Here is a 17,546-nt window from a genome sequence, read left to right on the forward strand (position 1 = left end):
CTCAACCGAAGCGATATCACTCACCATGATGACCATACGCACAGTCTGCGCACGTCCCGATCCTTCAGCGAGTGCAGGTTTGTAACTTTCAGCCATATTGCCGACMGCAATCAGCGTSCCGGCRTCATCATARAGCCCCATTTCACGCATCCAGAACCCGCCRRTCTCTGGMGGGATMASCAGCTCCGCCACGACATAATTTTTATTCTTYTTGTCCTGGCTGATTTTRTTCAGCGCRTGACGCCAGACCTCATTGATGAGTTTCGTCTGGCTGGCATTTGGCGTCGGGAGTTGCCCGCCGCCATCACCCACCGCCATCGCCGTAAARTTCACTTTCTTCCCGTTCGGRACGGTTGCKGCMGCSAGTTTTTCRGCRCCGGCTTTGGTGATAACYGTTTTAWAYTTCACTGYCATTKTGYTCTCACTTATCCGGGGTAAACCGTGATGATGTCGCCGTCATAGSTCAGGGCACCGGTRTAGAGATAGCCCGGAACGTCCTGAATGATATTGAGGCCGATAAGATGTCGGCTGGCAGGCTTTGCATCAGCAATAAGCCGCTCCATTTCGTAATACATTTCTTCGGTGATGCCGGTTTCCAGCACGCCAATGTCCAGGCGAAACGTGCCTGCCGGGTCGTTGGTTTGCCACCACTCCGTCACGTTGATCAGATAGCCAAGTGGCTCCACCACGCGGCGTACTGCGCCAATCGTTCCTTTGTGTGCATGGATAAACCATGCATTGCGGATAACATCGCGCTTGGTAGCCTCCGGCCAGTTTTCATCCCAGCGGTCAACCGAAAACGCCCACGCCAGCCAGGGCAACAGATTTGCCGGACAGGTGTCGGCATTCCAGAGGTGACGAAGCGGGACGGGGGTATTCTCAATGTCGGCACAGGCGCGCGCCGCCGCGACCTCAAGCGGCGACGACCCCACCGGTAACAATCGGGCATTACTCATCGTTTCCCCCAACGGTTACGCTGTACTGGCTGCACCATGAGGCCTGGGTTTCATCAAGCACAATATCGGCCGCAGGCGCGGTCAGTTCGACGCGTTGTACACCCTCAACATGCAGTGCAGCGTAAATGGCGGACTTACGAATATCCCGCCCGAGCCGGTGCTGTGCCGTTATATAGGCCTGCAGCCGGGCCCTTGCCGCATTGAGCACTGGCTCGCTTTCGGGACCTGGGAAGAGAAAAAGAGAAGCCGCAATGTTGTAGTCGACAATGCTGGCGGACTGAACGGTCACACGATCGGCAACGGGCCTGACGTCCTCATCGTTCAGCGCGTTGCGCACAATGGCCAGCAGCTCTTCAGACGCCACGCCGTTATTCTCCCGGGACAGCACGGAGACGGTAACGTTCGCAGGCTGAGGACTGATGACAGAGATATCCGCCACCCGGCCATCCGCGCTGCGGCCATGGAACTGATAAGCCCCCGTCGATCCCGCCACGCTCAGCCCTTCCGGGGCTTGCTGGATGCGCAAACGAAAGTCGGTGTCAGACTCCATCACTGCCGGCGTGGGCGGAAACGTCGTGTCGTCGGCAGGTGTTATCACCAGACGCGCAAGGTTAGCGTTAGCACCAAGCTGGTCGAGATCGCTACCGGTGGCGTAGGCCAGCATGACCGCACGCGCGGCCTCGTTAACGCGCTGGCGCCAGATAACTTCCCGATACGCATTTTCCTGCAGCAGTTTCACAATCGGTTCCGACTCAAGCGTCAGCGTTCGTGCAATTGCCTCCTGCTCTTCTTCGGGATAGAGCGAGACAAAAGTGGCCTTTCGTTCTGTCAGCAGCGTTTCGTAATCCACCTCCTCCACGACATCCGGCGCGGCGAGCTGGCTCAGATCAACAATAGCCATAGCGTTTAACTCAATGAAATAGTGATTGAAAAGGAATGTCCGGAGGTCTGGCGGGTGCCGGTGAGATCGACATACAGCGTCCCGTCATTCTCCGAACGTTCGAAAGTGATGGCCGTCAGGCTGATCCGCGGCTCCCATTTCTGGATAGCGGAGTAACATGCGGCCATGATTTGCAGGCGCAACGCCGGACTCTGCGGCCTGTCGATCATTGCCGCCAGCAGTGAACCGTACTCGCGGCGCATCACCCGCGAGCCAATCGGCGTGACCAGAATATCCCGCACGCTTTGTCTGATATGTTCAGCCTCTGAAATGCTGAGCCCGGTCTGACTGTTCATTCCCCTGTAGCGCACCGTCATTGCGTCCCCTTAGTCCAGCTTCCGCCGCTTTGCACACTGCCGTGAGCATGGTTGTCCACCTGCACCCCATTGGAGGTGAATTTACCGCCGGAATGCTCAATATTGCCGGCCATTACCCCGCCCTTCTGCACTTCAAGAGAGGCGGTAATTAGTTTGTTGGTACACACCACCTCAGGTGTATCCAGGGTGATGCGCGTCTCAGACTTCACCAGGACCACCGGTACGGTGGCGGTGAGTGATTCAGAGGCTGTGATGTCAGCCGTTTTAATGCCTGCAGCCATGAGTGCTCCGCTCCCGGGCTCGTACTCGATAACTGCCCCATCAGGGAACGAGACGTGGAGTGCGTCAGGGGAACCTGACGGCGCCGGGTGGTCATCGGAAAAGATACCTGGCAGCACGAAGGCGGTATCAAGCTCACCGCCGATGGCCAGCAGCAGCACTTGTTCTCCCTCGGACGGTGCCCACCACACGCGCGAACGGCCGGCGCGACAGGTCAGCCAGTTCAGCCAGGTGGTTTTCATCCCTCCGGACTGGACGCGGCAGAGCCCTCTGTTGAGGTCAACATCGGTGACAACACCGATACGAATCAGGTTACGGATCGCGCGAGCGATACCGTGCATGGAAGTGAGTGTATTCATGAGAAGAGAATGCCCTTCAGGGGGATCGGCAGCAACGAGACGGGGTTTTATGCGGGATGAAACAACAATCGTTCACACTGATGGCTGGACAGCCATCAGCGTGGTGAACTTACGCTTTCCACTGGCTGACCAGTTCACCGTTGATATACAGCTCCAGCGGACGTGTGACGGGCTCTGGCAACGGCGGCTCCGGGGAATAGGTGGCATGCAACGTTCCCTGCTCCTGCGAAACAAGAATGCGCTCGGTGAGCTGCAGGCTAAAGCTGATATTCACCGTACCATCGTCGTTGAAGGTGACGCCAAAGAGAAACCCGTTTTTTCGCCCGTCATCGAGGGTAAAAATATCTGGCTGGTTTTCACGCAGCCAGGCCAGTACCGGGACGAAGACCCCCTCGCTGTCGCCGGCGAAGCTACTGATATTCGCTTTCAGTTCATACTTTTTTTCAAAGGAGAGCGAGGACGCGAGGCGGGCGTCAATATTTCCGCTCCCCACCGACATCTGCAGATGATCAGGGTGATCGTTCAGTTGCGGAACGGCGTCAATTAATGCCTGACGCAGGCTGTTGAGTTTGTGCATCGAGTTTATCCTGACAGTCTTTTATGGTTTCGACCTGCAGCGCGCAGGCGATAAGGGCATGCTCAAGCCGACGAATATCAGCACTGAGATCGCCGTTGGTGATGGGCTCACTTCCCGGCATCGGACAGGCGCTCACCTTCGGGCAGGCGTTGTAAACAATGTGCTGCGGAGGCGCAGGCGGCGCGGGTGTGCAACCTGCGCACAGCATCAGGCAGCTGAGCGTTATACCAGCGGCGTAACTCTTCATTTTCATTTACCCATTTCCCGATAGCCGCTTCGCGTCGTGCCATCTCCTCGCCGACGGCAACAAGATCCTCGCGGAGCCTGACCTGCGCATCTTCGTTCGACCTGGCAATCCGCTGTGCTTCGGATAACTGCTGAAGCAGCGTGTTGATTGTGTTTTTTTGATCGCGGGCGATCTGATTGGCTTTAGCAAGAGAGCGGGACAGGTTCACGTTGTCATGACGAAACCACAGCATGATGGCCAGCAGAACGGCCAGTACCAGCAGAAGAGGTTTCATGGCATCCCCTTCAGGCACCAGGCCTTCTCACGAGCTCGACGGTTTTCCAGTCCGGCATTTTTGACCCCATTGACGTACACCCAGCGGGTAAGCTGATTGCACGCCTGCGGCCACTGTTTACGCTTAATGAATGACACCAGCGTGGAACGGCAGGCAGCCCCTGTTCCAACGTTAAAGGCAAAACTCACCAGCGCATCATAGACACGGGGTGGCATCTCCACCGGTGCGCATACCGCCAGCCGTCTTTCAACGTTCATCACGTCGGCAACAAGGTTCGCTGCCGCCTCACGCTCTGTAATTTCCCGTCCCGGCACGACGCCTGACGTATGGCCAATGCCTGATGTCCATACGCCCGCACTGCAACGATAAGGCGACAGGCGACACCCTTCGAGATCAGCAATGAGCGCCAACCCCTCCGGTGAGGTGTTCAGTAACCGGAAGTCAGGCATCAGTACCGCCAGGGCCAGTACGCCCGCGGCGCTGCAACGCTTAATGATTGAGTTCACGAATACTCTTCTTATCGAGTCCAAGAGAGGTCAGATAGCGATAGGTTTTCCGCTTAAACCAGTAATTCGTCAGCGCGGTAAAAATGGCGCAGAGGCTTCCCACGTATAGCGCGACTTTTTCAGGAGACATCGCCCCGAACCAGGCCAGCGCTACGGCCAGCCAGTAGGCGATAAACGTGGTGATTTTCTCAAGACTCAGTCCCATAGGTTCACTGATTCTTTAGTCGGTGCGCTATCAACCTCTGGCATGTCTATCGGCGTGCCATGAGGTAAGATGACCCCCAACTCCGCGAGGCCAGAATTGGCGTTCAGAACGGTTTCAACCACCCCTGCCGTGCGCCCATAATAACGGGCACAGATGGCATCAAGCGTGTCCCCCTGCATTGCATAGATTTTCATCAGACGCTCCCAACATCCGGATTTCCAGGTACCGTTGAGTTTCCAGCGCTGGCGCCCTTTTTGCTATCGCTGCAGGATGGACAATCGCGGACACAACAGACTGCCCGCGAGATGGCAGAGGGCCTAGCGCCAGCTCTCGTCTTCCCAGACTTCCCGGAGGATATTGTCCAGCGCTTCGCGATCGGCCTCTCTTTCAATCCCCTGCAACTCCACGCCGGTCATGGATCCTTTTTTGACGGTAACCAGCGTTGACGGAAACACGGATCTTATCCTGCGGGTTAATTCGTCCTGAAACGCCTCCACGACGGACGGACCAATAAGCTGATCCTTATCCAGGGTAATGTTCACCCGCACGCTGGCCTCTTTTTTGATTCTGTCCGGAACGGGTGATGCCGAGAAAACCACGGTAAACGCGTTGTTCCTGATTAAATTTCCTCTCGCAATCTCAGCGATCAAATTCAGGGCAATTTCACGATCTCTTTCCTGACACGTTCCTTCTGTCGTCAGCCGCGCAATCATCTCGACGCGTTCAATCATGACTTGCTCGTTCAACTCTCTGTCCACACAACCTCCACCACGAGATACTGTATAAACATACAGTATCATGTATTCATAAAAAGAGTGAAGCAAAAAATCAGAACCATGCGAGGTATGTACATGATATCGATGAAGATTAGCGAATCCCTTTGCTTATCAGATGCGTTAAATACCTCATACGTTCAAGGATTTTCCGGGCCTTTTGCTGATAAGACGGTGCCGCAGGAAATAGCGATCCGTCAGCAGATCCCCGGCACCATTTGTCGTTAAAACGGCTAATGCCCCCCGCCATAAGATGCAGGGCTTCCCCCCGGCTGATCGTTATTCCGGTGGCGAGCCGTATCTCATCAATCACTCTCTCTGCCACTCCGTTCTGCGGATCCTTGTCATAGACAAAGGGAGTCTTTGCAACCGGTCTGGGGAGGGTTATGCGTGCGGCTAACGCGCGTCTCGCACGCCGGCTGAGGGGTTGAGAGACGTCGCTCACCGTACAGTTATTGACAGAACTCCAAGAGCGCGCAGCGGTGCCGTTAAGGTCAACGGCCAAATCAACGGCACGCTTCGGCACAATTTTCCACTGCGTGAGCCGGGTCAAAATCGGCGAGCCCGGGCCGAGTGCGGCGTCGTAAACGCCGCGAATACAGACTCGTTCTTCGCCGTACTGATTGTATTCGGCACGGGGCTCATACAGCGTGCGCACCTGCAACGCGTCCCGACGGACAAACGGTCCTCCCTGTGCATTGACGTATCCTGCCCAGTCTCCGGCGTCCGCGGCGTCATGCGCTGCCGCAAATTCTACGCTCAGACCGTGCGCGGCCTGCGTATCAGTCAAACGGCGCAGCTCACGGTAGACGGTCACCGGTGCACCGCCGATAAACTGAAACTGACGGATATGCCATCGCGCCGCCCAGGCCGAAACGGCAGATGCAGTCACTTTAAGCAACTCGCCGCTTTCGTTATCTGTCTCGCCATCAAGGGCATAGCCGTCGATATTCTTGGAAATGTATTTAGCGATATAACCGGTGGCACTGCCCTTTTGCGGGTCTATAGCTTCAGCGTGAAAGCGAGCTTTTCTGGCGTTATCGCTTTGCAGTTCAAAAGCGTCTTCCTCCTGTGTGTATTCCTCCATAATGCGGCGAACGCGCTCAACGTTTTCGGGCAGCATGAACATCAGCATGTGCCAGTGAGGCGTACCGTCATGGTGGGGTTCAGCAACGCGGATGCCAAACAGACGAATCGCCTGCCGGTGGAGTTTTGCCCGGATCCGCGCCCACAGTTTTGTCAGGTAGCTTTGTGTATCCGCAGGGCTCGCCCCGTTCCATTTACCGTTACGATAGCCGGTGTTCAGGGTGGCGTGATATTTCGACGGCGCGGTTAAGGTATAGAACTCGCCCACATAGCCAAGCTCATGGCAGATATTTTCAAACCCGCGGATGCGGGTCATCAGTTCGCAGCGACGTATCGCGGGATTGGCCACCGAGCCATCGTGCCTGGCAATCAGGCTTATACGGTTGCCCTCTTCATCCTCCAGTTCCAGACCTTTAAGAAATTCACGCGTGCGCCGCTTCTGTTCACGCCAGTCAGTGATGCAGCGTTTACTCGCATAGGCAGACTTCTTTTTGCTGACGTTTCCAAGTGCAATCTGCACATGCTCACGCCAGGCGGCCGCCATGCGACGCAGTCGTCCACGCCACCAGTCTTCGGAAAACATGCGGATCACCGCTGGCGCAATGTCCTCTTTGTTAAAGAGTATCTTCGACACGCGCTCCCAGTGAGGAGGCAGTACATTGAACTGGCGGGTGATTAATCCAGCGCGCTGATACCAGACATGAAGGGTTTGAAATTCGCCGAGGCCAGCGTCATTGATATTCGCCAGCTCGGAACGAATAAAGCCAGCGATGTCAGCGGCCAGCAAATCAATATCGGCGCGGGACATATCCGGGAGACGGTTGAAGCGGGCAATCAGCGTAACCATCCGCGATGCAAGATATTGCGAAAGCGGCGTGTCGAAGTGCCCACCAAAAACGGCGGTGGAGACGTTACGGTCAACACCTGAACAGGCATACCGTGCAGAGACCTGCTGCAGACGTGGTAATACCCTGTTGCAGAACCGAATCAAAAAGGCATTGGCTCGCAGGCTGCCCTGATGGAGTTCAAGAGCATCAACCGTGCGCCAGACGTCAAAACGCACGCAGTCAGGCTGCAGAGCGAGCGCTTTTCTGGCTTGCAGCAGCGCCGCGAACAGACGGTCGCGACGCTGTAATTGGGGGTGAGTCAGGTAGGGGCTGGCAATAGCCGATCGGGGTTCATTCCACGGATAAGCAAATGACATCACCAATTTATCCTCCCCGGAAATGTTTGTTTTTCAGCTCCGTTATCTCCTGGCAAGTGACGCATAAGGCCACTCCAGGTAACGCCTTTCGCCGCGCCTCGGGGATGGGGATGTCGCACTCCTCGCAGGTAAAACGCGAGGGCGATGCGCATCGCTGGCGGGCGCTATTAATATGACGTTCGCGATCTTCAAGCTCACGCTCCTGCGCCAGATCGATAAAATCGGCCATCAGTGCAGCTCCTGGGATTCGCGTTCGTAACGGGCAGCCTCGTGACACAGCAGTTCCGCTGCGTCTTCGCCACACATTCCGGTTTTATAGATGTGACTGGCTAAAGCCTCCAGCCGCAGGGAGACGGCGAGTGCGAGTGCCCTGCGCTCCTCCATCTTCGCCTGCACCAGCAGGTGCTGGAGTTCCTCGCGCCCGTTCAGAAAAGTGCGGTTTTCGCTATTTCGCATCACTCATTCTCCTTAATTCAGGCAATAAAATGCCCGGCGGGTTTACGCCATTACGTTTTGGGGTGGATTAAAGCGGCATGGTCAGCCGTTCAGGAAATAAACTCACGACTGCACGGAAATGATTCATGGCTCCGATAAGCGCTCTTTTCTCCTCAGTCGTCAGCTCATTGATACCGCATTCGTGACGGGCGGCGGGTAATTTAGCCAGGAAAAAGATGGCCGCCAGCGCCCTGTTATTCTCTTCAAAACAGGGATCGCGCTTATCGCGCATCTCGGCCAAAAACCACGCCAGCGCTTTCTCGTTATCGCCCCAGTACCTGGCACGCAGTTCGGCCACGTGATTAAGCCCGGAAAGACGTGCCCCCACCTTGAGTGGGACCGTTGCACGTGTCGCTTCTATTGCCATAACGTCCCTCGCGTTGATTCACACTGTGTGAATTACTCACCCGTAACGGGTTGAAAACGGGATTGGCCTACGCGTTACGCCGCTTTCCAGCGCAGCGAACTGCGCCAGCCTAACGACAGGGCTGGCACTTTGATGATTGCGATTTCAGAAGCCATGTTGCATGATTCCCATTTTGATAATGTCTGCAATCATTAGCCTCTGTTTGCCAACGTCTGCCGCTGATTGCCCGAATTCGCATTGATACTAATACTCAATTGAGCATTAGTAAATACCCAAAGGAATATATTTTGATTTTAGATTCTCAAGTGAATAATGAAGAGTTACTCGATAGAATCTGTCAGGTATATGGTTTTACCCAAAAAATCCAGCTGGCCCGGCACTTCAATATTGCCGCCAGTTCCCTTCAGAACCGCTACGCGCGCGGCACCATCTCCTACGACTTCGCGGTACAATGTGCACTGGACACAGGGGCCAGCCTGCGCTGGTTGATGACCGGACAAGGTGCCCAGTTTGAAGGTAACCCTGCACCTGGCGATCCCGTTGCTGTTGTTACATTCACTCTCAGTGATGGTCAGCTGGAAGAAAATTCCACTTTGAGTATCGATTCACATCTCTTTAGCAAACCGCTCACTCGCGGTATCGCAGTCCGGTCTGAGGCAAAGCTCCACTTTGTTGAAAAAGGGGCGCCATTAACCGACGGGCTATGGCTGGTTGAGATTGAAGGCACTATCAGTCTTCGTGATTTAACCCTGCTGCCGGGGAAAAAACTCCACGTCGCGGGCGGCAAAGTCCCCTTTGAATGCGGTATCGATGAGATAAAAACACTGGGCCGTGTGGTGGGCATCTACAGCGAGGTGAACTGATGGCGGGTCGTATGGTACGTATAGCATCATTCGATTTCGCTATGCAGGGCATTCAGCCTTAGGTATTCCTTCAGGACTGGCAGAACAAGAACCGGGGCCAACGCTCCCCCGCCAGCCTTTCGGCTTCCTGTTCGTGCCACTCTTCTTCACAAACCCTAAAAACTAAAGAAATCCCCCATCGCGCCGATCATCATCCGTGTGTATTATTTCCTGTAGCGTTTACAACAATTAACCTTAACTCAAATACTTAAGCGCCAAAGCGAAAGGCATCATGAGCACACCGATCAAACGGCTAGAAATCATAAAAAATGCGATTGAGCTGGAAGACGACGACATCATCCAGAGCCAGCTGACACGGCTGAAAAATGAAGCGTTTGACGATGAGCTACAGGCAATCGTCGCGGCGCTTGAGCAGAAAAACTATACCGTTGCCATGGCGGCGATCGCTGCCTGGCTACAGGGCCAGCGCGCCATGACGCAATGGCGTGACCCGCAGGTGGCGGCCAGCAAGATGGAGCTGAAAGCGCTGGAAGAGCGCCTCAGGGATTTGATTGACCGTCGCAATGCCCGCGTGCAACAGCTCGATGAATTCAACGATCTCTATTTCTCACGCCTCGGACCTCTGATGCAGCAGATCCTCGCCCTGCGTAAAACGCTGGCGGAGCTGAACCTGCGACGTCAGCAGGCGGAGGCGCGTCGACGTGAGGAAGACTACCGTCGCTGCCAGCGCTATATGGCGCAGGCGGTGGAGGTGCTGGCGATGCTGACCCAGCGCTGGCGCGATCTGCCTGCGGATTCCGTACAGGCCGCCGAGGCGCGTAAGCAACTGCAGCAGCAAAGCAATCTGATTGCTAACCTGCTGGCCGAAGCGCTGGAGCTGGAGAGTGGCTTAACGCGCGAAGAAGAGCCTGCACGTCAGGCGCGCGACGAGGCCAATGAAGAGTACGAGAAATATCGCGAGCAGCATCACGATGCCGAAATGCGTCTGCGTAAAGGCAAGAACCTCTCCGAGGAAGATCAGAACGAACTGAAGCGTCTCTGGCGTCAGGCGAGCAAGCTCTGCCATCCGGACCTGGTCGCTGACGATCTGAAAGAAGAAGCCAACGCGATGATGGTGCAACTCAACCAGGCCAAACAGCGTGGTGACGTTAAAGCCATTCGTTCGCTGGTGGCACGTCTGCAGCAGGGCTTTGAGCCGCTGATGGCCAGCGACAGGCTGAACGATCTGGAACGTATCCGCAAAAAAATGGCGCAGGTTCGCGAGCAGATTGACACGTTAGTGAACGAGCTGGCGGAGCTGGAGAAAGAGGAGTCCTGGCTGCTGGTCTCGTCGCTAAGCAATATGGAAGCCTACTTTGCCCAGCAGGAGAAGGCGCTGCACGACGTTCGCGCCTCGCTCGAACATCAGGTGAGCGAAGCGCAGCTGGAGTCCGCAGCCTGATTATTTAGCGTGCCAGTATGCACTGGCACGCACCAGCTGCTGGTCGATTGCGTCGGTTTCAAACTGACGGCTCAGGTTTTTCACCACCTTTCCTTCCCCGGTCAGCCAGATAAAATAATCTTCCGCAGGCACCGTCAACGCCGCCAGACGCTCGGCCACCGCCTGTTCGCTGTGGCCGACAACCCAGGTGATGTTGAACGCGCTCAGATGGGCCAGATAGTCCTGATACGACGCATCACCGACCGTCACCACCGTATGAATGTCCGGGCGAACCGGCAGTGTTGCGATGCTTTCCAGGCGACGGCGCAGCGCGGGCATGCCGGATTCATCACACACGTACAGTTGCCAGGCATAATCTTCCGGCACAACCAGCGAACCGCGCGGGCCGCCAATCGTGAGCGTGTCACCCACTTTTGCCTCTGTCGCCCAGTAGCTGGCAACGCCGCCATCATGTATGAAGAAATCGAGCACCAGCTCATGCCGTTCGGCATCGTACAGGGGCGTATAGTCTCGCGCCTGCGGACGCACACCGTCGCCCCAGTCGATACCTTCATCGGTAACAACCGGTGGTACAAAGGTCGCCCCCGGGGCCGGGAAAAACACTTTTGTATGGTCGTCGAAACCGCGAGAGCTAAAGCCCTCCAGCGCTTCGCCTCCTAAAACAATGCGCTGGAAACCTGCGCTGACACGCTCAACGCGAAGCACGTCCAGCTTGCGAAAACGGAGATCATTACGAACACGTTGTGGGTAACGGGTGGATGTCATGGTGAGACCCTTCTCAGGTGAATACGATATATCTAAATCAATTTTAAATGATAATGATTGCTAATCAGCAAGAATGCAAGATCTTTTAGATTGCATCTGAATATATCTAAGATATAGTTTAGATATATCAATTTGAAGGGGATGAGTATGCGAAACGAACACGACGGCGGCGGACGCCGACCACGCTTTTTTGGTCACGGCGATCTGCGTCTGGTGATACTGGATATCCTGACCCGCAACGCGAGCCATGGCTACAAGTTGATCAAGGCGATCGAGAACATGACGCAGGGGAACTACACCCCAAGCCCTGGCGTTATCTACCCGACCCTCGATTACCTTCAGGATCAGACCTATATCACCATCACCGAAGAAGAGAATGGCCGCAAGAGAATTGCGATTACCGTGGCCGGTCAGCAGTGGCTGGATGAAAATCAGGAGCAGCTGGCGCAAATTCAGGCGCGTATCAAAGCGCGATCCGTCGGCTTCCAGCTGAGAAAAAACCCGCAAATGAAGCGGGCTCTGGATAACTTCAAAGCGGTACTAGACCTGAAGGTGAACCAGGGCGAACTCAGCGATGCGCAGCTTAAGCAGATCATCGGCGTGATCGACCGCGCAGCGCTGGAGATCTCCCAGCTGGATTAAGCCAATACGCGATCGCTCACGCGGAAGACGCGGACAAGATCTTTCAGGTGCATCGCCTGTTCGTTCAAGGACGCTGCTGCCGCGACAGACTCCTCCACCAGGGCGGAGTTCTGCTGCGTGGTGGCATCAATCAGGCCGATCGCGCTGTTAATCTGCGAGACCCCTTCCGTCTGCTCATGGCTGGCCTGGCGGATCTCACGCAGAATGACGTCCATCTCTTCCACGTTGCCGACCATACCGTTAATCAACTCGCTCGCTTTCTCGACCAGGTTCATCCCGTCCTGCGTCTGGCTGGTAGAACTTTCGATCAGCTGACGAATTTCACTGGCGGATGACGCACTCTTCTGCGCAAGCTGACGCACTTCGCCTGCCACCACCGCAAAACCACGACCGTGCTCGCCCGCACGTGCTGCTTCCACCGCCGCGTTCAGCGCCAGAATGTTGGTCTGGAAAGCGATGGCGTCGATCAGGTCGATGATGTCGGACATCCGGTTAGAAGTCTCGTTAATCAGGCGCATTTTGCTGGTGACCTGCTTCATCATCTCGCCGTTGTTTTTGACCACCATGGCAGCGTCCGCCGAGAGGTGAGTTGCTTCTCCGGTGTGTGAGGCGGTGTTTTTTACCGTCGCCGTGATCTGCTCCATCGAGGCAGCGGTCTGTTCAACAGAGCTGGCCTGCTCTTCGGTGCGCGCGGCAAGATCCTGGTTCCCCGCGACAATCTGCGCGGCGGCACTCGAGATATTCTCCGAACCGGTCTGGACCTGCTGCACAATGTCCAGCAGACGCGTTTTCATCTCCATCAGCGCATGCAGCAGCAGGCCGGTTTCGTCTTTACCGTGCGGCGTGATGCTGCCGGTCAGATCGCCTTCAGCAATGGCTTTTGCAAAATCCACCGCCTGGCCCAGCGGACGCGTGATTGAGCGCACGATAAACCAGCCAATCAGGCTGCCGGTCGCGACGCTAAAGAGCGTGATCAGGATCAGCAGCAGGCGGTTCGATTTGAAATCGCCCTCGACCTGCACTCCTGCGCTTTGCATTTCCTGGTTCTGAATCGCGATCAACGCCTGCACGTTGGCTTTATAGGCCTGCTGTAGCTTCAGGGTGTTGGTCATCATCTCCTGAATAGCGCCCGCCCGATCGTTATTCTGCACCGCCTGCAAAATGCGATAACGCGAGTCCAGATACTGCTGACGCACGCCGCGTATCTCAGCAAGAACCCGCTGTGATTCTGGATCCTGCAGCGCAGTATTCAGCTCGCCGAGGATCACCGTAATCTGTTCGCTGATCGCTTTAAGACGCTGCTGTGACTGCGCTGTATACGTTCCCTGTTCATCCAGTAACATCAGCTGCTGAGTGCCAATAAATTCCTGGAAGTTGTCGGTTAACTGGTTCGCTTTTACCGTGGTCGGATAATCACGGGTAATGATGGATTGCATTCCGTTGTTCGCCCGGTTCAGGCTTAGCAAGGATAAACTCGCACTGACCACCATCAGGACAATAAAGAATCCAAACGCCAGAAATAATTTCGTGCCGATCTTTACGTCATGTAAGAACATATTTTCTCCATCGATGTGATTATTTCTCAGACGATCACCGTTATCGGTAACGAAACCGCTAACTTTATGACTTTGATCGTTTTTTTATTTCATAACCACGACAATGGATAGGTGTAGACTATTAATATCCGAAAATCGATCGTTACGTCACCCTCTGATGAGGCATTTTCAAAATAGCATCGGGGAAAACGGACTTAGGCTGGGGTAAATATCTGATGTGCTTTCTTTAGTTACTTAATATAAAGTTAACAATAAAAGACATTAATAATTACATTCAGAAAAAATAAAGCCGCTTATTCCTGATGAAATAAACGGCTTTCTGGAACCTTACTGGCTCAATGGAGCACGGTTACCGCATCCTTAAGACGCCCGGCGCGATGCTTCACCATTGCGGATATGTGGGCACTTTCCTCAACCAGATCGGCATTTTTCTGCGTGATGCTGTCCAGCTCGGCCACCGCACGGGTGAGCTCTGACAAGCCGGTAGCCTGTTCAGAGGTCGAATGGCTGATCTGCGCGATAAGCTGCGTCACGTTTTTCACCTGCTCGACGATATCATCCATTGTACGACCGGCGGCATGAACCTGATCAGAGCCGGACTGCACCTTGCTGGCGCTGGCATCAATCAGCTTGCGAATATCGTTGGCTGCACTGGCGCTACGGCTGGCGAGATGGCGCACTTCGCCGGCGACAACCGCAAAGCCTTTCCCCTGCTCACCGGCTCTTGCCGCCTCCACCGCCGCATTCAGCGCCAGAATATTGGTCTGAAACGCGATGTCGTTAATAAGGGAGGTAATCGAGCCAATCCGCTGCGTGCTATCCGCGATGTCATCCATGGTTTTCACCACCGTCTGCATCGCGTTTCCGCCTTTGGTTGCCGCGCTGCTGGCGGCCACTGACAGCTTGTCCACTTCGGCGGCGGTTTCTGAATTACTCTGCACGGAGGCGGCCATCTGGTTCATTGTCGCCACGGTCTGCTGCACATTGGCCACGGTCTGACGCGTCCGATCGTTCAGATCTTCATTCCCCTTTGCCAGCCTGTCGCTGCCATCACGCACGCTCACCACCTGGCTTGACACATCGTTAATCAACCAGCGGCACATCAGCCCCAGCTGCCCTACCGCACGCAGGGTCAACCCCAGCTCGTCGCTGCGGTTCAGGTGCAGCACGCTGTTGCGCTCGCCGGTGGCGACTTTCAGCGCCTGACGCGCCACGTTTTCGATCGGACGAACAATCTGCTGCTCAAACAGCAGCGTGCCCAGCAGCATGACTACCGCGGCGGCAGCCAGCGGGTACGCACCCGCGGAGGTGGCCACCAGCGTGGCAGCCAGCACCGCAAACAGCCCCGCCATCACGCTGCGCACACGCCAGCGCAGCGGCATTGCCGGAAGTTTCCCCAGCCAGCCTTTCCTTACCACCAGTCCTTTATGAATACGTTTCTTGCAGCGCCCGTCATTCAGATCCCGATAGAGCGGCTCCACGCCAGCAATCTCTTCTGCCGTGGCTTTGGTGCGAATCGACATATAGCCCGTCACCTGCCCGTGACGCACCATCGGCACCGCGTTGGCGCGCACCCAGTAGTGGTCGCCATTTTTACGTCGGTTTTTGACAATGCCGCTCCACGGCTCGCCCTTTTGCAGGGTGTACCACATATCGGCAAACGCCGCTTTTGGCATATCGGGGTGGCGCACCAGATTGTGCGGCTGGCCCATCAGCTCATCAAGCTGATAGCCACTCACCTGCACAAAGGTGTCGTTGGCGTGGGTCAGGTAACTGTGGATATCGGTGGTCGACATTAAGGTGGTGTCATCGTCCAGAGGATATTCATTCTGGGTGACAAAGGTTGGAGCGGACATCGTGAGCATCCCTTGCAGGTTATTTGAATGTTAATTTTGTGGATTAATGTTTTTTCGGCGGTAAAGAATTTATCTTTAGTTGTTAAAGTTGATAGAGATCGCAGATTTCACTTAAACCGCACTTTTTGTGAGATTTTATAATTCATTGATTTCAAATACTTTCGTAGAGAAATTACCTGCAGAGTATGACGCGTTAACGCCCACTTAAGTCGCAGCGTCTGCACTCTATAAGTGCAATGGCCTTTTAATCGCACCTCCCCAGGCCTTTTCCGCCGTACCGCTAAATCTCGTATCGGTTATATCGGCATGATTAAATTTTGCGCAACATAATGTTAACCTGGTGTTTATCCTGATTTTCGTTAAGGCATCTGAAGTGGCGTAATCCCTGCAATACTTAATCCAGTATCATGTGATACGCGATCCCCGGGAGCACATTTTGAACAGGTTACCTTCCAGCGCCTCGGCTCTTGCCTGTACCGCGCACGCACTGAATCTCATTGAGAAGCGAACGCTTGATCATGAGGAGATGAAACAACTTAACCGAGAGGTCATCGATTACTTTAAAGAGCATGTCAATCCAGGGTTTTTGGAGTATCGCAAATCTGTTACCGCCGGCGGGGATTACGGAGCCGTAGAGTGGCAAGCGGGAAGTCTTAATACGCTTGTCGACACCCAGGGACAGGAGTTTATAGATTGCCTGGGTGGTTTTGGCATTTTCAACGTGGGGCACCGTAATCCAGTTGTGGTTTCCGCCGTACAGAATCAACTTGCGAAACAACCTCTCCATAGCCAGGAACTGCTCGATCCGCTTCGCGCTATGCTCGCGAAAACGCTCGCGGCCTTAACGCCCGGCAAACTGAAGTACAGCTTCTTTAGCAACAGCGGCACGGAATCGGTCGAAGCGGCGATTAAACTCGCCAAAGCGTACCAGTCGCCGCGCGGCAAATTCACGTTTATCGCCACCAGCGGCGCGTTCCACGGAAAATCCCTGGGCGCACTGTCGGCTACCGCCAAATCCACCTTCCGCAAACCGTTTATGCCGCTGCTGCCGGGCTTCCGCCACGTGCCGTTTGGTGACATTAGCGCTATGCGCACCATGCTGAGCGAATGCCGTAAAACCGGCGACGACGTGGCAGCGGTGATCCTGGAGCCTATTCAGGGTGAGGGCGGCGTGATCCTGCCCCCGCAGGGCTATCTGCCTGCCGTGCGTCAGTTGTGCGATGAGTTTGGCGCACTGCTGATCCTCGACGAAGTCCAAACCGGGATGGGGCGTACGGGCAAGATGTTTGCCTGCGAGCATGAGAACGTCCAGCCGGACATTCTCTGTCTGGCAAAAGCGCTGGGCGGCGGCGTGATGCCGATTGGCGCGACGGTGGCGACCGAAGAGGTCTTCTCGGTGCTGTTCGACAACCCGTTCCTGCACACCACTACGTTTGGCGGTAACCCGCTGGCCTGCGCGGCCGCGCTGGCGACCATCAACGTGCTGCTGGATCAAAACCTGCCTGCACAGGCGGAACAGAAAGGCGATATGCTGCTGGACGGTTTCCGCCAGCTGGGCCGGGAATATCCGGATCTGGTGCAGGATGCGCGGGGTAAAGGGTTGCTGATGGCCATTGAGTTTGTCGACAACGAAATCGGCTACAGCTTCGCGAGCGAGATGTTCCGCCAGCGGGTCCTGGTTGCCGGAACGCTCAACAACTCGAAGACCATTCGCATTGAACCGCCGCTGACGCTGACGGTTGAACAGTGTGAGCAGGTGCTGAAAGCGGCGCGTAAAGCGCTGGCAGCCCTGCGGGTAAGCGTGGAAGAAGCGTGATATCCCCTCCCCCTCCTGACGG

Annotated in this window: 23 protein-coding genes; 4 read left to right on the top strand and 19 right to left on the bottom strand. The window is 55.4% G+C overall.

Annotation, left to right across the window (positions count from 1 at the left end):
- From JTA15_RS21950 to JTA15_RS14435, 16 genes are all read right to left on the bottom strand, one after another.
- The coding region (locus JTA15_RS21950; RefSeq protein WP_219373259.1) for a phage tail protein at positions 1-414 on the bottom strand (414 nt) is incomplete at its 3' end.
- A gap of 11 nt (positions 415-425) precedes the next feature.
- Positions 426-956, bottom strand: a complete 531-nt coding sequence (locus JTA15_RS14370) for a phage tail protein I (RefSeq protein WP_219372436.1) — start codon at positions 954-956, stop codon at positions 426-428.
- Complete coding sequence (locus JTA15_RS14375; protein ID WP_219372437.1) at positions 949-1,857, bottom strand: baseplate assembly protein; 909 nt, start codon at positions 1,855-1,857, stop codon at positions 949-951. Before JTA15_RS14375 ends, JTA15_RS14370 begins: the two co-directional genes overlap by 8 nt.
- A 5-nt stretch (positions 1,858-1,862) precedes the next feature.
- Positions 1,863-2,213 (bottom strand): GPW/gp25 family protein, encoded by a 351-nt coding sequence (locus JTA15_RS14380; RefSeq protein WP_014171687.1) that lies wholly within the window; start codon positions 2,211-2,213, stop codon positions 1,863-1,865.
- Positions 2,210-2,851, bottom strand: a complete 642-nt coding sequence (locus JTA15_RS14385) for a phage baseplate assembly protein V (protein WP_032678996.1) — start codon at positions 2,849-2,851, stop codon at positions 2,210-2,212. The genes JTA15_RS14380 and JTA15_RS14385 overlap by 4 nt, the downstream gene beginning before the upstream one ends.
- Before the next feature lie 109 nt (positions 2,852-2,960).
- A complete protein-coding gene (locus JTA15_RS14390) occupies positions 2,961-3,428 on the bottom strand; it encodes a phage tail protein (protein ID WP_063156869.1) in 468 nt (155 codons plus the stop codon).
- Complete coding sequence (lysC, locus tag JTA15_RS14395; RefSeq protein ID WP_072126476.1) at positions 3,391-3,636, bottom strand: Rz1-like lysis system protein LysC; 246 nt, start codon at positions 3,634-3,636, stop codon at positions 3,391-3,393. Before lysC ends, JTA15_RS14390 begins: the two co-directional genes overlap by 38 nt.
- Positions 3,536-3,949: an Rz-like lysis system protein LysB gene (gene lysB / locus JTA15_RS21850; RefSeq protein WP_255580115.1), complete on the bottom strand. Its 414-nt coding sequence runs from the start codon at positions 3,947-3,949 to the stop codon at positions 3,536-3,538. The genes lysC and lysB overlap by 101 nt, the downstream gene beginning before the upstream one ends.
- Positions 3,946-4,455, bottom strand: a complete 510-nt coding sequence (locus tag JTA15_RS14400; RefSeq protein ID WP_020883601.1) for a lysozyme — start codon at positions 4,453-4,455, stop codon at positions 3,946-3,948. Before JTA15_RS14400 ends, lysB begins: the two co-directional genes overlap by 4 nt.
- Entirely contained in the window at positions 4,439-4,660 is a 222-nt protein-coding gene (locus JTA15_RS14405; protein WP_014171693.1) for an HP1 family phage holin, read from the bottom strand. Before JTA15_RS14405 ends, JTA15_RS14400 begins: the two co-directional genes overlap by 17 nt.
- Positions 4,651-4,854 (bottom strand): tail protein X, encoded by a 204-nt coding sequence (locus JTA15_RS14410; protein WP_020883600.1) that lies wholly within the window; start codon positions 4,852-4,854, stop codon positions 4,651-4,653. Before JTA15_RS14410 ends, JTA15_RS14405 begins: the two co-directional genes overlap by 10 nt.
- 123 nt (positions 4,855-4,977) lie before the next feature.
- Positions 4,978-5,418 carry a DinI-like family protein gene (locus JTA15_RS14415; protein ID WP_020883599.1) on the bottom strand — a complete coding sequence of 147 codons (441 nt, stop codon included), beginning with the start codon at positions 5,416-5,418 and terminating at the stop codon, positions 4,978-4,980.
- A gap of 109 nt (positions 5,419-5,527) precedes the next feature.
- The gene (locus JTA15_RS14420) at positions 5,528-7,723 is read right to left on the bottom strand and encodes a replication endonuclease (RefSeq protein ID WP_219373260.1); all 2,196 of its coding nucleotides are present in this window, start codon (positions 7,721-7,723) and stop codon (positions 5,528-5,530) included.
- 7 nt (positions 7,724-7,730) lie between these two features.
- Entirely contained in the window at positions 7,731-7,952 is a 222-nt protein-coding gene (locus tag JTA15_RS14425) for a TraR/DksA family transcriptional regulator (protein ID WP_020883597.1), read from the bottom strand.
- A complete protein-coding gene (locus JTA15_RS14430) occupies positions 7,952-8,179 on the bottom strand; it encodes a DUF2732 family protein (RefSeq protein ID WP_040018794.1) in 228 nt (75 codons plus the stop codon). The genes JTA15_RS14425 and JTA15_RS14430 overlap by 1 nt, the downstream gene beginning before the upstream one ends.
- 67 nt (positions 8,180-8,246) lie before the next feature.
- Positions 8,247-8,585: a DUF5347 domain-containing protein gene (locus JTA15_RS14435; protein WP_044866162.1), complete on the bottom strand. Its 339-nt coding sequence runs from the start codon at positions 8,583-8,585 to the stop codon at positions 8,247-8,249.
- A 287-nt stretch (positions 8,586-8,872) separates the two neighbouring features.
- Here JTA15_RS14435 and JTA15_RS14440 point away from each other — a divergent pair, with 287 nt between their 5' ends.
- Positions 8,873-9,448 (top strand): phage repressor protein CI, encoded by a 576-nt coding sequence (locus tag JTA15_RS14440; protein WP_047956130.1) that lies wholly within the window; start codon positions 8,873-8,875, stop codon positions 9,446-9,448.
- 271 nt (positions 9,449-9,719) lie between these two features.
- Positions 9,720-10,889 (top strand): DNA repair protein, encoded by a 1,170-nt coding sequence (locus JTA15_RS14445; RefSeq protein ID WP_047956131.1) that lies wholly within the window; start codon positions 9,720-9,722, stop codon positions 10,887-10,889.
- Here JTA15_RS14445 and JTA15_RS14450 read toward each other — a convergent pair whose 3' ends face one another.
- Positions 10,890-11,654 (bottom strand): siderophore-interacting protein, encoded by a 765-nt coding sequence (locus JTA15_RS14450; protein ID WP_219372438.1) that lies wholly within the window; start codon positions 11,652-11,654, stop codon positions 10,890-10,892.
- A 147-nt stretch (positions 11,655-11,801) separates the two neighbouring features.
- On the opposite strand from JTA15_RS14450, the gene JTA15_RS14455 reads away from it, so the two are divergent.
- Positions 11,802-12,296 carry a PadR family transcriptional regulator gene (locus JTA15_RS14455; protein ID WP_219372439.1) on the top strand — a complete coding sequence of 165 codons (495 nt, stop codon included), beginning with the start codon at positions 11,802-11,804 and terminating at the stop codon, positions 12,294-12,296.
- Here JTA15_RS14455 and JTA15_RS14460 read toward each other — a convergent pair.
- Together JTA15_RS14460 and JTA15_RS14465 are read right to left on the bottom strand one after the other, a co-directional pair.
- Positions 12,293-13,852 (bottom strand): methyl-accepting chemotaxis protein, encoded by a 1,560-nt coding sequence (locus JTA15_RS14460; RefSeq protein ID WP_219372440.1) that lies wholly within the window; start codon positions 13,850-13,852, stop codon positions 12,293-12,295. The genes JTA15_RS14455 and JTA15_RS14460 overlap by 4 nt on opposite strands.
- Positions 13,853-14,187: 335 nt before the next feature.
- On the bottom strand, positions 14,188-15,708 hold the full coding sequence (locus tag JTA15_RS14465) for a PAS domain-containing methyl-accepting chemotaxis protein (RefSeq protein ID WP_113656378.1): 1,521 nt from the start codon (positions 15,706-15,708) through the stop codon (positions 14,188-14,190).
- Between the two features lie 436 nt (positions 15,709-16,144).
- Between JTA15_RS14465 and ygjG the strand changes: the two genes are divergently transcribed.
- Complete coding sequence (ygjG, locus tag JTA15_RS14470) at positions 16,145-17,524, top strand: putrescine aminotransferase (RefSeq protein WP_020883590.1); 1,380 nt, start codon at positions 16,145-16,147, stop codon at positions 17,522-17,524.
- Positions 17,525-17,546 lie beyond the last annotated feature (22 nt).

It is taken from the genome of Enterobacter sp. BIDMC 29, from assembly GCF_019378755.1.
GTDB lineage: Bacteria > Pseudomonadota > Gammaproteobacteria > Enterobacterales > Enterobacteriaceae > Enterobacter > Enterobacter ludwigii.

Excerpts from the sequence above, each read along its gene's own strand:
- JTA15_RS14455 (WP_219372439.1), top strand. The coding sequence starts at position 11,802 with ATGCGAAACGAACACGACGGCGGCGGACGCCGACCACGCTTTTTTGGT.
- JTA15_RS14445 (WP_047956131.1), top strand. The coding sequence starts at position 9,720 with ATGAGCACACCGATCAAACGGCTAGAAATCATAAAAAATGCGATTGAG.
- JTA15_RS14435 (WP_044866162.1), bottom strand. The coding sequence starts at position 8,585 with ATGGCAATAGAAGCGACACGTGCAACGGTCCCACTCAAGGTGGGGGCA.
- JTA15_RS14430 (WP_040018794.1), bottom strand. The coding sequence starts at position 8,179 with ATGCGAAATAGCGAAAACCGCACTTTTCTGAACGGGCGCGAGGAACTC.
- JTA15_RS14410 (WP_020883600.1), bottom strand. The coding sequence starts at position 4,854 with ATGAAAATCTATGCAATGCAGGGGGACACGCTTGATGCCATCTGTGCC.
- JTA15_RS14420 (WP_219373260.1), bottom strand. The coding sequence starts at position 7,723 with ATGTCATTTGCTTATCCGTGGAATGAACCCCGATCGGCTATTGCCAGC.
- JTA15_RS14425 (WP_020883597.1), bottom strand. The coding sequence starts at position 7,952 with ATGGCCGATTTTATCGATCTGGCGCAGGAGCGTGAGCTTGAAGATCGC.
- JTA15_RS14390 (WP_063156869.1), bottom strand. The coding sequence starts at position 3,428 with ATGCACAAACTCAACAGCCTGCGTCAGGCATTAATTGACGCCGTTCCG.
- JTA15_RS14450 (WP_219372438.1), bottom strand. The coding sequence starts at position 11,654 with ATGACATCCACCCGTTACCCACAACGTGTTCGTAATGATCTCCGTTTT.
- lysB (WP_255580115.1), bottom strand. The coding sequence starts at position 3,949 with ATGAAACCTCTTCTGCTGGTACTGGCCGTTCTGCTGGCCATCATGCTG.
- JTA15_RS14385 (WP_032678996.1), bottom strand. The coding sequence starts at position 2,851 with ATGAATACACTCACTTCCATGCACGGTATCGCTCGCGCGATCCGTAAC.
- JTA15_RS14405 (WP_014171693.1), bottom strand. The coding sequence starts at position 4,660 with ATGGGACTGAGTCTTGAGAAAATCACCACGTTTATCGCCTACTGGCTG.
- JTA15_RS14380 (WP_014171687.1), bottom strand. The coding sequence starts at position 2,213 with ATGACGGTGCGCTACAGGGGAATGAACAGTCAGACCGGGCTCAGCATT.
- JTA15_RS14460 (WP_219372440.1), bottom strand. The coding sequence starts at position 13,852 with ATGTTCTTACATGACGTAAAGATCGGCACGAAATTATTTCTGGCGTTT.
- JTA15_RS14465 (WP_113656378.1), bottom strand. The coding sequence starts at position 15,708 with ATGTCCGCTCCAACCTTTGTCACCCAGAATGAATATCCTCTGGACGAT.
- lysC (WP_072126476.1), bottom strand. The coding sequence starts at position 3,636 with ATGCTGTGCGCAGGTTGCACACCCGCGCCGCCTGCGCCTCCGCAGCAC.
- JTA15_RS14375 (WP_219372437.1), bottom strand. The coding sequence starts at position 1,857 with ATGGCTATTGTTGATCTGAGCCAGCTCGCCGCGCCGGATGTCGTGGAG.